General features: G+C 66.2%; 12 protein-coding genes. 8 read left to right on the plus strand and 4 right to left on the minus strand.

From position 1 onward, the window contains the following. Positions 1-97: 97 nt before the first annotated feature. Positions 98-535 carry an Lrp/AsnC family transcriptional regulator gene (locus PJW05_RS09575; protein ID WP_271411479.1) on the minus strand — a complete coding sequence of 146 codons (438 nt, stop codon included), beginning with the start codon at positions 533-535 and terminating at the stop codon, positions 98-100. A gap of 131 nt (positions 536-666) precedes the next feature. On the opposite strand from PJW05_RS09575, the gene PJW05_RS09580 reads away from it, so the two are divergent. The 3 genes from PJW05_RS09580 (at position 667) to arcD (ending at position 5,019) form a co-directional block, all read left to right on the plus strand. Next, positions 667-1,560, plus strand: a complete 894-nt coding sequence (locus PJW05_RS09580; RefSeq protein WP_271411480.1) for a DMT family transporter — start codon at positions 667-669, stop codon at positions 1,558-1,560. Positions 1,561-1,674: 114 nt separating this feature from the next. Continuing rightward, positions 1,675-3,030 (plus strand): hypothetical protein, encoded by a 1,356-nt coding sequence (locus PJW05_RS09585; protein WP_271411481.1) that lies wholly within the window; start codon positions 1,675-1,677, stop codon positions 3,028-3,030. 621 nt (positions 3,031-3,651) lie between these two features. Next, positions 3,652-5,019 (plus strand): arginine-ornithine antiporter, encoded by a 1,368-nt coding sequence (gene arcD, locus PJW05_RS09590; RefSeq protein WP_271412195.1) that lies wholly within the window; start codon positions 3,652-3,654, stop codon positions 5,017-5,019. Between the two features lie 93 nt (positions 5,020-5,112). Here the strand turns inward: arcD and PJW05_RS09595 are convergent, their stop codons facing one another. After that, the gene (locus tag PJW05_RS09595; protein WP_271411482.1) at positions 5,113-5,631 is read right to left on the minus strand and encodes a winged helix-turn-helix transcriptional regulator; all 519 of its coding nucleotides are present in this window, start codon (positions 5,629-5,631) and stop codon (positions 5,113-5,115) included. 102 nt (positions 5,632-5,733) lie between these two features. Between PJW05_RS09595 and PJW05_RS09600 the strand changes: the two genes are divergently transcribed. Together PJW05_RS09600 and PJW05_RS09605 are read left to right on the plus strand one after the other, a co-directional pair. Continuing rightward, positions 5,734-6,360, plus strand: coding sequence for an isochorismatase family cysteine hydrolase (locus tag PJW05_RS09600; protein WP_271411483.1), 627 nt, complete (start codon positions 5,734-5,736; stop codon positions 6,358-6,360). Positions 6,361-6,370: 10 nt separating this feature from the next. Further along, the gene (locus PJW05_RS09605) at positions 6,371-7,612 is read left to right on the plus strand and encodes an MFS transporter (protein WP_271411484.1); all 1,242 of its coding nucleotides are present in this window, start codon (positions 6,371-6,373) and stop codon (positions 7,610-7,612) included. A 26-nt stretch (positions 7,613-7,638) separates the two neighbouring features. On the opposite strand, the gene PJW05_RS09610 is transcribed toward PJW05_RS09605, so the two are convergent. Then, positions 7,639-7,890 carry a hypothetical protein gene (locus tag PJW05_RS09610; protein WP_271411485.1) on the minus strand — a complete coding sequence of 84 codons (252 nt, stop codon included), beginning with the start codon at positions 7,888-7,890 and terminating at the stop codon, positions 7,639-7,641. Continuing rightward, a complete protein-coding gene (locus PJW05_RS09615) occupies positions 7,868-8,572 on the minus strand; it encodes a YebC/PmpR family DNA-binding transcriptional regulator (RefSeq protein WP_271411486.1) in 705 nt (234 codons plus the stop codon). The genes PJW05_RS09610 and PJW05_RS09615 overlap by 23 nt, the downstream gene beginning before the upstream one ends. A gap of 176 nt (positions 8,573-8,748) precedes the next feature. Between PJW05_RS09615 and PJW05_RS09620 the strand changes: the two genes are divergently transcribed. The 3 genes from PJW05_RS09620 to PJW05_RS09630 all read left to right on the plus strand — a co-directional run bounded on the left by PJW05_RS09620 (position 8,749) and on the right by PJW05_RS09630 (position 12,444). Then, positions 8,749-9,498, plus strand: coding sequence for a TIGR01458 family HAD-type hydrolase (locus PJW05_RS09620; protein ID WP_271411487.1), 750 nt, complete (start codon positions 8,749-8,751; stop codon positions 9,496-9,498). A 145-nt stretch (positions 9,499-9,643) separates the two neighbouring features. Beyond that, positions 9,644-11,422, plus strand: coding sequence for a sensor domain-containing diguanylate cyclase (locus PJW05_RS09625; protein WP_271411488.1), 1,779 nt, complete (start codon positions 9,644-9,646; stop codon positions 11,420-11,422). A 170-nt stretch (positions 11,423-11,592) separates the two neighbouring features. Continuing rightward, positions 11,593-12,444, plus strand: a complete 852-nt coding sequence (locus PJW05_RS09630) for a CAP domain-containing protein (RefSeq protein ID WP_271411489.1) — start codon at positions 11,593-11,595, stop codon at positions 12,442-12,444. The last annotated feature ends 35 nt before the right edge of the window (positions 12,445-12,479 follow it).

Consider the following 12,479-nt stretch of genomic DNA (forward strand, 5'->3'; position numbering starts at 1 on the left):
ATCGCGACGTGTCCCTGGCGATACGGCTAATCGACAGCCGTGATAGCGGACGGCCGGAGCAGGGCGACTCCGAGCCGGCGCGCGATCACCCGCGCCCTCACGCCATCGGCGGCAACCGCCGCTTCACCGGCGTCTTCTTGACGATGGCGGTGCTGGTTTCGGCGCTGACGTTGAGGCGGTCGAGCAGGGTGTCGAGTTGCTCCATGGAGCGCACGCACATCCGCGCGACGAAACAGTCTTCCCCGGTCACCTTGTCGCACTCGGTGAACTCAGGAATCTCCTGGATCAGTCGCTCCACCTCCTGCAGTTTTCCCGGCAACGGACGAACGCGGACGATGGCCTGGAGTTGGTAGCCGAACGCCTTCGGGTCCACCTCCACGGTGTAGCCCTTGAGTACGCCGCGCTCCTCCAGTTTGCGCAGGCGTTCCGCGACGCTGGGGGAGGAGAGGCCGCTGATCTGCGCCAGGGCCTTGAGGGAGCGCCGGGAGTCTTCCATCAGCGCGGAAATCAGTACCTGGTCGATGTCATCGGTCATGGCAGCCTCGTTAAGCGGTTTTACGGAAATGCCTTGATAGTAAAGGTAGATGGTCGTATGCGCCTTTGCTTTCGCATGGCATCAGCGGGTTCTGGCTCGTCATACTGTGCCCAACACAGAGGAGCCCCATCATGGATAAATCAATTCAACGCGGTTCGCTGGAAATGGTCGCCGCCATGCTCATCTCCGGCACCATCGGCTGGCTGGTGATGCTCTCCGGGCAGCCGGTGCTGGACGTGGTGTTCTGGCGCTGCCTGTTCGGCGCGGCGACCCTGCTGGTGATCTGCGCGGCCATGGGCTTCCTGCGGCCCGGTATCCTTACCCGCACCACCTTCCTGCTCGCCGTGCTCAGCGGCGTGGCCATCGTCGGCAACTGGGTGCTGCTGTTCGCGTCCTATTCACGGGCATCGATTTCCATCGGCACGGCGATCTACAACGTCCAGCCGTTCATGCTGGTGGGGCTGGCGGCGTTGTTTCTCGGCGAGAAGATCACCGCGCAGAAGATCGGCTGGCTGCTGGTGTCCTTCGCCGGCATGCTGGCCATCGTCAGCGCCCACGGCGGGCAGGGCGAAGGCGGCGGCGACTACCTGGCGGGCATCGCCCTGGCCCTCGGCGCGGCGCTGCTGTATGCCATCGCCGCGCTGATCATCAAATGGCTGGGCGGGGTGCCGCCGCACCTCATCGCGCTGATACAGGTGAGTACCGGCACGCTGCTGCTGGCGCCGGTGGCCAATCTGTCCAGCCTGCCGCAAGGGACGGAGACCTGGTCGATCCTGCTGACCCTGGGGGTGATCCACACCGGGGTGATGTATGTGCTGCTCTATGGCGCCATCCAGAAACTGCCGACGGCCCTGACTGGCGCGCTGTCCTTCATCTACCCCATCGCGGCGATCTTCGTCGACTGGGTCGCCTTCGGCCGGCAGCTCGAAATGCTGCAGTGGGTGGGCGTGGCGGCCATCCTCATCGCGGCGCTGGGCATGCAGCAGGGCTGGGGCTTCAGTGTTCGTCGGGTGGCGGTGCGCTGAGTCTGGAGGGCGCGGCCCCTTATCGGCCAATGCATGCCGCACAGGGCATCCGACGGGACGCCGGGCACGGCGCCGCTACACTTCCAGGCGACAGCACAGGGGAGGGTGGCGCAAATGCGGGCGTTTCGGTCGATGCCGGTGGCGGCGCTGCTGCTCATGACAAGCCTGGCCGCCGGGGCCTATGAGTCCGACTTCCACTATGGCCTGACCTGGTGGCTCGCCCGCCAGGCCGGCTTCGACGCCTTGCAGAGCCACCACATCGCCCGCGGCAACGAGCTGACCGACACCGGCATGCTCGACGCCAAGCACGCCATCGTCTGGCGCCTGTGTCTTGCGGGCGATGAGAACGCCAGCCGGCTGACCCGCGAGCTGCACTTCCGCGCCCAGAAGAGTCCGCCGGCCGATCCCGAGGAGCGCATCGTCGACAGCGGTCAGGCCTTCGCCAGCCTGGAGGTGAAGAACCTCATCAGGGAGGAGGGGACCGAAGAGGTCGACCGGCTGGTGAGATTCGGCAAGGCCCTCCACGGCTGGCAGGACGCCTTCTCCCATAAAGGTGTCCCCGACACACCAGGCCGTTGCGCCCCCGACTGGGTCTGGGCCCACCCCGAGAAACGGGGCGGCGCCTACCGGCACCAGGCCGACCAGACCTTCATCTATCCGTCGGATTGCCTCGACGCCGCGCGCACCAGCTACGACCTGCTGCTGGCCTATCGACGGGCCCGCGCCATGCCCGGCTCAGCACCTGATTGGAGCCGGCTGTTCGACCGGGTCATTGCGTTCTGCCAGGCCAATACCAGGACCGCCAAGGCCGAGTGGCTGCACAAGCAGCAGGTGCTCCAGGCCGACGCCGTGGCCAGGAACACCAGCCTGCGCAATGGCGACAATCCGCCGTCGCGGGGACGCATCGATCTGGGCGAAAAGCTCCCGAATGCGACAGCCGCTGCGGCCGAAGTCCCCTTCTACGAGCAGCAGGCCATGGCCTGGCAAGCCGATGCGCAAACCCGCGCGTTGCTGCAGCCGCTGCTCCAGTCCCTTCCATCCATCGAAGCCTCGGCGCAAGCCCAGGCCTGGGCCGCCGATTTTTCCCAAGCCTGGCTGACCACGCCGGCGGAAAAACTGGCCGATGCATTGGCGCCATTCTTTGCCGAGGAGGTGCTCAAGGCGCGCCCGCGGCATCTGCACACCCTGCTACGGCTACGCCTGGAGGACCCTGGCATGGCGGTGGACGACCTGAAAGACCTGGAGGCAGGACAGCTGGTGACCGCCAAACCGGATGACTGGCGCTCGTTGCTGGTGCCCGTCCGCGGCCGGGACGCCCCCTTCCTGGTCGGCCACCGCGAGGGCGATGGTCAGCGTATCGCCCTGATCAGCATCCTGCGCAGCGCACCCAACGATGTGCTCCTGATCGACGCCCGACACGATGGCGAGACTTACCGCATCCAGTCGCTGGGCGTGCTGGTGTTCCACTGAAACCAGATCGCGTGCTCCGAGAGGCCCCTTATAGGTAGAGGCCTGGATATTTCCTCATGGCTATTCGAAATAAGGCTTATTGCTAAACCTGAACGGGTAAAGGTTTATAGGTGTGGATTCGCGGGTTGTATACGTTTGAGTGCGGGTTGTTGGTTGCGGGTCGACAACTTTCGGGATGTTTCTCATTCAACTCTCTGCCTTTGTCTATGCTGAACGCGTTGCATGGGGTTGGTTTTCGGTACAAGACAGGAATATGAAGGTTTAACTTCAGGAAACTTCCAGAGTCTGTGTCGGGATGCGCCGTGGCACTGGGCTGTCGCACAGGGGGGAATGGTCCGGAAGCTGGTGTCTCCGCTGGTTTCGTCCCGGCGGCCGGAAACGACCTGAACGAGCGTTGGATGCAGTAACGGTTTGCGGGAACGCCTCGCCTGATTGTGCGAGTTGAAGTTGGCGAAGCGTTATTTGACTGAAAATTGCCAGCCAGGCGAGGACATCCAGATGGTTGACTCCACCAGCAAGTTGGACTTCGACAAGCAAACTAAACCCGATAAGGAAACCCAGGTTGCCGGCACCACCGGCAAATTGAAAGTTGGCGCGTTGATTGCCTTGGTAGTGGGGTCCATGGTCGGCGGCGGTATCTTCTCGCTGCCGCAGAATATTGCCGCGAGTGCCAGTGCTGGTGCCACGTTGATCGGTTGGTTGATCACCGGTGTAGGCATGTTGATGCTGGCGTTCGTCTTCCAGACCCTGGCCAACCGCAAGCCGACCCTCGACGGTGGGGTGTACGCCTATGCCAAGGCGGGGTTCGGCGACTACATGGGCTTTTCTTCGGCCTGGGGCTACTGGATCAGTGCCTGGATCGGCAACGTCAGCTACATGGTGCTGCTGTTCAGCACCCTGGGCTTCTTCTTCCCCCTGTTCGGCGAGGGGAACACGCTGCCGGCGATCATCGGCGCGTCGGTGTTGCTGTGGTTCCTGCACTTCCTCGTGCTGCGGGGCATCAAGGAAGCCGCCTTCATCAACACCCTCACCACCATTGCCAAGATGGTGCCACTGGCGCTGTTCATCGTCCTGACCGGGGTGGCCTTCAAGCTGGACGTGTTCACCAGTGATTTCTGGGGAGCGGGCAACACCGAGCTGGGCAGTGTGATGAATCAGGTGCGCAGCATGATGCTGGTCACCGTCTGGGTATTCATCGGCATCGAAGGCGCGAGCATCTTCTCCGCCCGCGCCGAGAAGCGCAGCGATGTGGGCAAGGCCACGGTGGTCGGGTTCATTGGCGTGCTGCTGCTTCTGGTGCTGGTCAACGTGCTGTCCCAGGGCATCATGGCCCAGGCCCAACTGGCCGGGTTGAAAAACCCCTCCATGGCCGGTGTTCTGGAGCAGGTGGTCGGGCACTGGGGCGCGGTGCTGATCAGCGTCGGGCTGATCGTTTCCCTGGCGGGTGCGCTGCTGTCCTGGACCCTGCTCTGTGCCGAAATTCTCTTCGCCAGTGCGCGCGACCACACCATGCCGGAGTTCCTGCGCAAGGAAAACGCCAATCAGGTGCCGGCCAATGCCCTGTGGCTTTCCAATGGCCTGATCCAGCTGTTCCTGATCATTACCCTGTTCAGTAGCTCCACCTACCTCAGCCTGCTGTACCTGGCGACCTCGATGATCCTGGTGCCGTACTTCTGGTCGGCGGCCTACGCCTTGTTGCTGACACTGCGCCACGAAACCTATGAGCAGGACGCCAGCGGGAGGGGCAAGGACCTGCTGGTGGCGTTGATCGCCGTGATCTACGCGGTCTGGCTGGTGTATGCCGCCGGTGTTCAATACCTGCTGCTTTCGGCGCTGCTCTATGCGCCCGGCGCCATCCTGTTCGCCAAGGCCAAGCGCGAGCTGGGCCAACCCGTTTTCACGGGAGTGGAAAAGGGGATTTTCGCCGTGGTGGTGATCGGCGCCGTGATTGCGGGGTATGGCCTCTACAGCGGTTTCCTGAGCCTGTGAATCGGCGTTGCCTCCGGTGAAGGGCGTGCCCTTCAGCGGAGGCAAGCCGGTCATGCGACGTGACGCCTGTCGCGGGCCCGCGCCCGGGCTCCGTCAGTCGCCGCCGCTCTTGCCGCTCCTGGCGACCCGGAAGGCTTCGAGCCGGCTGTCGCGTTCGTTGGCGTATGCCGGGCTCGGCTCGCTCAGCAGCTCTTCGCGCCGCAGCACCTGGCCACATCCGTCGCACAAGGGGCCCAGGCCCGCCGGCTGCCCGCAACGGTGAACCAGCCGCACCGCAATGCCTTCTTCCGGTGACTTGCACCACTGTTCGCCCCAGGCGCGCAGCGCCAGGATCACGGGGTAGAAGGCTTCACCCTTCGCGCTCAGCCGGTACTCGTAGCGCAGTGGCTTGTCGCTGTAGGGCGTGCGCACCACCAGTTGGTCGGCTTCCATCTGTTTCAGGCGCGTCGCCACCATCTGCGGCGTCCCACCGGTCTGCGCCTGGATCTCGTCGAAGCGTCGGATGCCCATGAACAGCTCACGCAAGATCAGCACGGTCCAGCGATCGCCGACCAGGTCTTCGGCACGGGCCACCGGACACAGGGTTTCAACAGCTTTGCTCGGGCCAGGCATGGGGACTTCCATTCGTTGATTTTGCTGATATGATTTTCATAGCTTTAACGGATGCTAGCAAACCAGGGATGTCCGATCACCCTCAAACGGCGAGGAACCTTCATGTCGAACACCGCCTATCCTATCGGCACAACGGCCTATCTGCTTGTCGATCCCTACAACGACTTCCTCTCCGAGGGCGGTCGCGTCTATCCCCACATCGAGCCCATCGCCACGCAGGTCGGCCTGCTCGACAACCTGCGGGCACTCGACCGCGCCGTGCGCGAACGCGGCATCCAGGTGGTGATCGTGCCGCACCGCCGCTGGGAACCCGGCGACTACGAAACCTGGGCGCACCCGAGCCCGAACCAACGCAAGATCATGCAGGGCCATCACTTCGCCCGTGGCGAGTGGGGCGGCGAGTGGCACCCCGACTTCGCACCCCGGGACGGCGACATCATCGCCTCGGAGCACTGGGGATCGAGCGGATTCGCCAACACCGACCTGGACTTCCGCCTCAAGCAGAGGGGCATCACCCACGTCATTGTCGTCGGCCTGCTGGCCAATACCTGCATCGAAGCGACGGCGCGCTATGCCTCGGAGCTTGGCTACCACGTCACCCTGGTGCGTGACGCCACGGCCGCTTTCCGGCACGAGATGATGCACGCCGCGCACGAGCTGAACGGGCCCACGTTCGCGCACCGCATCGTCGACACCCGCGAACTCCTGCTGGAGCTGCAACAGCACTGAGGGGCTCGACGTGTCCGAAGCGTCCACGACTGCGACCGGAATTTCCGGTCGCCTGCTCGTCATGATGGCGGTGAGCTGTGCGCTCGCCGTCTCCACCATCTACTACCACCAGCCGCTGCTGGCGCAGATGGCCTCGTCGTTCGGCCTGGCGCCGGCGCAGGCCGGCCTGATCAGCACGCTGACGCAACTGGGCTACGCGATGGGACTGCTGCTCATCGTGCCGCTGGCCGACTGCCGGCAGCCACGCCGGCTGGCGACGCTGGCCATCGCCACGAACGCCGGCGCCCTGCTTGCCTGTGCCGCCGCCCCAAACTTTGCAATGCTCTGCGCCAGCAGCTTCGTCGTCGGCGTGACGGCGATCACCGCGCAAATCATCATTCCCTCGCTTTCGTCCCTGGCGACACCTGCGACACGCGGCCGAGTCGTGGGCGCATTGCTGAGCGGCCTCTCCGCCGGGTTGCTGCTGGCGCGCACCGTCGGTGGCTTCCTCGGCGCCCAGGGAGGGTGGCGAAGCGTCTTCGCGCTGGCCGCGCTCGTCGATGTGCCGCTGCTGATCATCGTGGCCCGGAGCCTGCCGCTGGCCACGAATCAGGCTTCGATCGGCTATGCCGGGCTGATCCGCTCGCTGGGCAGCCTGGTGCGCGAGGAACCGGTGCTACGCCTCTGCGCGGCAAGCGGTTTCATGCTGTTCGCCGCGGTCAGCGCGCTCTGGGCCTCGCTGGCGGCGCTGCTGGCACAGCCCCCCTACGCGTTCGGACCCGCCACCATCGGCTTGTTCGGCCTGGTCGCGCTGTTGGGCATCGCCGCGTCGCCGGGCATCGGCGTCCTGGTCGATCGTCTCGGTGCGCGGGCCATGGTGCTGGCGGGGGCGATGACCCTCGTCCTGGGCATGGTTTTCGTCGCGGCCGCTGGCCACAGCCTGGTCTGGCTGATCGTCGGACTGGTGCTGATCGACTTCGGCAACCGTGGCGGCCTGGTCGCCAACCAGTCGCGCATCTACGCCTTGCGCGCCGAAGCGCGTAGCCGGCTGAACACTGTGTTCATGAGCGCCTACTTCCTGGGCGGTGCCGCCGGCGCCGCAGCGGGAAGCTATGGCGCGCACCGCGCCGGCTGGATCGGCCTTGCCTCGGTAGGCGCCTTGTTCGCCGTCCTGGCCGCCGTGATCAACGCGCGCACGCCGCGCACGGCGGACACGACGCTCGCCGTCGAGCGCGCCGGGGCGACGCACGGTCCGCAAGGACCCCGTGAATAAAGGGCCGGGCGAATGCCCGGGGCGGCTCAATGCAGCTCTTTCGACAGCTGGCCGAACTGGCGGTCCGCCGTGCTCAGGCGCTCCAGCTCGCGGCGCACCATGTTGGCGAAGGTGGAGGGCTTGAGGTGGTAGAGCTCGGTAGCCACCCAGGCCAGCCAGCGCGGGCCCATGGCTTCGCGCTGTGCCAGCAGGCGCAGCGCTTCGTCACGGGCCTGCGCGGCATGTTCCTGGTGGAACTGCCGGCGGCTCTCGGGCTCAGTTGGCTTGCAGGCCGACATAGACGTTCTGCACGTCGTCGTGGTTGTCCAGGGCTTCGAGGAAGGCTTCCACTTCCTCCAGCTCGGCGCCGGACAGGCTCACCGGGTTCTTCGCCTTGTAGCCCAGGTTGGCGGACTGCACGTTGAAGCCGAACTCCGGCAGTGCCTTGCACACGGCGTCCAGGTCGGTCGGGTCGGTGTAGAACAGGGTGGCGCCTTCCTCGGCGGCTTCGAAGTCCTGGGCACCGGCCTCGATGGCGGCCAGTTCCACGTCGGCGTCGGCGCTTGCCGGCTCGGCTTCGATCATGCCCAGGTGGTCGAAGTCCCAGGATACGGAACCGGACGTGCCCAACTGGCCCTTGCGGAACAGCACGCGCACTTCGGCGACGGTGCGGTTCAGGTTGTCGGTCAGGCATTCGACGATCACCGGCACGCGGTGCGGGGCGAAGCCTTCATAGAGGGTGCGCTCGTAGTGGACCACTTCGCCCGACTGGCCGGAGCCTTTCTTGATGGCGCGCTCCAGGGTGTCTTTCGGCATGGAGGCCTTCTTGGCCTGGTGCACGGCGAGGCGCAGCTTGGGGTTCATGTCCGGATCGGCGCCGTTGCGCGCGGCGATCATGATTTCCTTCACCAGTTTGCCGAAGATCTTTCCTCGGGCGTTGGCGGCGGCTTCTTTCGGTTTGGCTTTCCACTGGGCGCCCATGGCGGCTCTCTCGCTGGTTGCGTGTTCGGGGAACGGGCTCGGGGCGCGTTCGCGATGGGCGGCGATTCTACTGGGGCGACGGGGCGCCCGGCCAGCCAACTCGTCAGTTGACGTTGCAAGTGGGCGGCCAGGGCCTAGGGTGAGGGAATCCGGATGGCGTTGCGGAGGAACCGGCCATGCTGCAGGCGGTGCTGCTCGATATCAGTGGCGTGCTGTGCGACGGCGACCAGCCCATCCCTGGTGCTCGGGAAGCGGTGCGCACACTGCAGGACAATGGCTATCCGTTGCGCCTGGTGACCAACACCTCGCGCCAGGGCCGGGCGGCGCTTCACCGGCAGTTGACTGGCATGGGGTTCGCCGTCGCGCCCGAGCAGTTGTTCACCGCGCCCCAGGCGGTGCTGCGCCATGTACGGGCGGCGGGGCTGCATCCGTACTGCCTGATTCATCCCGAGCTGGAAGCCGAGTTCGCCGGGCTGCTCGATGCGGCCGAGCCCGACGCCGTGGTGCTGGGCGATGCGGAGCTGCGCTTCGACTATGCGCACCTCGACCGGGCCTTCCAGTTGCTGATCCAGGGGGCGCCGCTGATCGCCATGGGAGATAACCGCTATTTCCGCAGCCAGGGTGTCCTGCACCTGGATGCCGGCCCCTTCGTGCGGGCCCTGGAATACGCGGCGGACACCACGGCGCGGGTGCTCGGCAAGCCCTCGGCGGATTTCTTCGCCAGCGCCCTGGACGACCTGGGCGTGGACGCCGGGTCGGTCCTGATGATCGGCGACGACGTCGACGCGGATGTCCTCGGCGCCCAGGCGGCCGGTCTGCAGGCCTGTCTGGTGCGTACCGGCAAGTACCGCGCCGGCGACGAGGCGCGGGCACCGTCGGCCTCGTTGGCGGCCGACCTGGCCGAAGCCGTGGCGCGCTGGTGTTGAGGCGGGGAGGGGGCCGGCCCCGCACCTGGACGGCGCCAATGCAGTGCCACAGGGGTATGAAGCCAGATTGCCATATGGTTAGACTGCGCTACCCATGCCGATCAACGCCAGACGGCGTTCCCAGTCCCGGCGAGGCGGAGTTCGAATGCAGCCGTTGTGTCCTGCAAAGGCGCCAGAGAGCGCCAACGATGATCGATTCGAGGGCCTGGTCCGCCTGGCCCGCCGACACTTCGGTGTCGTCGCGGCGCTGCTGGCGACGGGCGCCACGGACCGCCCGCGGGTCCGCGCGTACGACGGCCCGGCCTCCGACAAGGCCTGGCGCTTCGAGCCGTTCGACCCGGCCTTGCACGGCGGCGATGCGCTGATCCAGGTCCCCGACATTCAGGTCGACGAGCGCCTCCGCGAGCACGCACTGCTGCGGGCCATGCCCCAGGCCCGCTTTCTCGCCGCCTGCCCACTGCCCCATGCGGGCGGCGAAGTGTCCGGCGCGCTGTACCTGCTGGATTGCCAGCCCCGTGCCCTGGACCCGGCCCAGCAACACATGCTGCGCGAGCTCGCCGGGCTCGCCGCCGACCTGTTGGCGCGGGAAGCGGCCGATGCCCGGCTGCGGCGGGAAATGGAGGCACTGCGCGCCAGTGAGCGGCGCATGGCGCTGGCCATCACCGGCAGCGGTACCGGCATCTGGGACCGCAACGTCGCCACCGGCGAAATCCATTACTCCAGCGGTTGGAAAGCCCTGCTGGGCTACGCCGAGCATGAAATCGGCAACCGCATCGAAGAGAGCTATACGCGTGTCCATCCGGCGGACCTGGACTATGTGCGGGCCACCATCCAGGCGCATTTCGAGCAGCGCACCGAAGCCTATGAAGTGGAGCATCGTCTGCGCTGCCGCGACGGCGGCTACAAATGGGTGTGCAGCCGCGGCAAGGTGGTGGAGCGCGATGCCGTCGGCGCGCCCCTGCGCATGATTGGAACCACCACCGACATCACCGCCCTGCGCGAGATGGCGGAACGGGTGCAGCGGTCCGCCGCGCTGATGACCGACCTGACCAACGAAATCCCGGGCATGGCCTTCCAATACCGGCGAGGCGCGGATGGCCGGTCAAGCTTTCCCTACGTCAGTGGCGGGGCACGCGACATCTATGGACTTGCAGCGGAGTGCCTGATGGACCGCGCGGAGGCCTTGCAGGCGATCATCCATCCGGACGACCTGGCGCACTACCACCAATCCCTGGAATCGTCCGCCCGCCACCTCACGCCCTGGCACCTGGAGTACCGGGTGGTGCTGGCCGGACAGGGGACGCTCTGGCGCCAGGGCGAGGCGCGGCCCAAGCGCCTGGACGACGGCAGTGTGCTCTGGCACGGCTTCATCACCGATATCACCGAGCGCAAGGCGATAGAGGCCGAATTGCAGTTGTTCGCCACCACCGACTTCCTCACCGAGCTCTCCAATCGCCGGCATTTCATGCAGCAACTCGACGCGGAGCTGGTCCGGGTGCGGCGCAAGCCCGACCACGCCGCCACCATCCTGATGTTCGACCTGGACCACTTCAAGGCGATCAACGATCGCTGGGGGCATTCGGTGGGCGACCAGGCATTGCGGCATTTCGCTTCCATTCTCTGCACCCAGCTGCGCAGGACCGATGCCGCCGGACGGATGGGCGGCGAAGAGTTCGCCGTGGTGCTGGGCAATGCCACCCTCGACCACGCCATTGCCTTCGCCCGGCGCATCCAGGCGGAACTCGACAAGGCGCCCGTGCTGCATGGCAACGAGCGAATCCCACTGACCGTCAGCATCGGCGTTACTGCCATCCAGGCCCTCGACCCGAGCGCGGAGGCCGCCTTGTCGCGCAGCGACATGGCCCTGTACCGCGCCAAGCGGGGCGGCCGGAACCGTATCGAGTGCCACAACGGCGCGGCCTGATACGTCGATAGTGCCGGCACGCGGGCCTGCTCGGTGCCGTCTCCCGAGGACCGGCGGCGGTACGGCGCTATACCTTATCGCGAGAAAATCTCCCCCTCATGGGACAGCGCATTGCACAGGATGGGGCGGAATCGCGCATCATGGGCGCATTCAGCTCAAGGGAGGATTCCATGGAGGTCTTGTCATCCGTTCCGCGTCTTGCCGCCCTGTCGCTGGGGCTGGCGCTCGCCGGCAGCGCCGTGGCCAGCGAAGAGACGCAATTGGTGGAGTCCATCAACGCCTATCGCAACCAGGTGCAGCCCTGCGCCGGGCAGGCCTCGATGGAGCTGCCGCCGCTCAGGCCCGATCCGCGTCTGGTCCTACCGGCCGGCAGCATCGGCGACCTGCAGCAGGCGCTGACTCGCACGGCCTATCCGCTGGTCAATGTTCAGGCCATCAACCTCTCCGGCCCCCGCGACGCCCAGGCGGCCATGAAGGCGCTGCAGGAAAGCTTCTGCCAGGTGGTGCTGGACCCGCAGTTCGTCGATGTGGGTGTGAGCCGCGAGGGCGTGGATTGGCGCATCGTGCTGGCGCGGCCGCTGCTGGTCGGCGGCCTGGGTGACTGGCAGGCCGAAGGGCAGAAGCTGCTGGAGCAGATCAACGCCGCCCGTGCCCAGGCTCGCCAATGCGGGACGCAGTCCTTTCCCGCCGCCGCGCCGCTGACCTGGAACGCCACCCTGGCCGACGCCGCCCAGAGCCACACCAGAGCCATGGCCAACCAGAACTTCTTCGACCACAAGGACCGCGACGGCCGTACCCCCGGCGACCGTGCCGAACTGGCCGGTTACGCCGCCCAGGCGGTCGGCGAGAACATCGCCGCGGGCCTGGATACCTCGACCAAGGTGGTGGAAGGCTGGCTGGCCAGCCCCGGCCACTGCGCCAACCTGATGAATGCGCAGTTCCGCGAGTTGGGCGCCGCCTACGCGGTGGACCCGAAGAGCGACGCGGGTATCTACTGGACGGCGATGTTCGGGGCGCAATGAGCACCCCGCTTGGCCGATTCGACTGCGCCCGGAAA

This window comes from Pseudomonas sp. Q1-7, assembly GCF_028010285.1.
GTDB lineage: Bacteria > Pseudomonadota > Gammaproteobacteria > Pseudomonadales > Pseudomonadaceae > Metapseudomonas.

What these genes read in the sequence shown, in the direction of transcription:
- PJW05_RS09575 (WP_271411479.1), bottom strand. Translation starts at nt 535, where the DNA reads ATGACCGATGACATCGACCAGGTACTGATTTCCGCGCTGATGGAAGAC.
- PJW05_RS09580 (WP_271411480.1), top strand. Translation starts at nt 667, where the DNA reads ATGGATAAATCAATTCAACGCGGTTCGCTGGAAATGGTCGCCGCCATG.
- PJW05_RS09585 (WP_271411481.1), top strand. Translation starts at nt 1,675, where the DNA reads ATGCGGGCGTTTCGGTCGATGCCGGTGGCGGCGCTGCTGCTCATGACA.
- arcD (WP_271412195.1), top strand. Translation starts at nt 3,652, where the DNA reads ATGGTCGGCGGCGGTATCTTCTCGCTGCCGCAGAATATTGCCGCGAGT.
- PJW05_RS09595 (WP_271411482.1), bottom strand. Translation starts at nt 5,631, where the DNA reads ATGCCTGGCCCGAGCAAAGCTGTTGAAACCCTGTGTCCGGTGGCCCGT.
- PJW05_RS09600 (WP_271411483.1), top strand. Translation starts at nt 5,734, where the DNA reads ATGTCGAACACCGCCTATCCTATCGGCACAACGGCCTATCTGCTTGTC.
- PJW05_RS09610 (WP_271411485.1), bottom strand. Translation starts at nt 7,890, where the DNA reads ATGTCGGCCTGCAAGCCAACTGAGCCCGAGAGCCGCCGGCAGTTCCAC.
- PJW05_RS09615 (WP_271411486.1), bottom strand. Translation starts at nt 8,572, where the DNA reads ATGGGCGCCCAGTGGAAAGCCAAACCGAAAGAAGCCGCCGCCAACGCC.
- PJW05_RS09620 (WP_271411487.1), top strand. Translation starts at nt 8,749, where the DNA reads ATGCTGCAGGCGGTGCTGCTCGATATCAGTGGCGTGCTGTGCGACGGC.
- PJW05_RS09625 (WP_271411488.1), top strand. Translation starts at nt 9,644, where the DNA reads ATGCAGCCGTTGTGTCCTGCAAAGGCGCCAGAGAGCGCCAACGATGAT.
- PJW05_RS09630 (WP_271411489.1), top strand. Translation starts at nt 11,593, where the DNA reads ATGGAGGTCTTGTCATCCGTTCCGCGTCTTGCCGCCCTGTCGCTGGGG.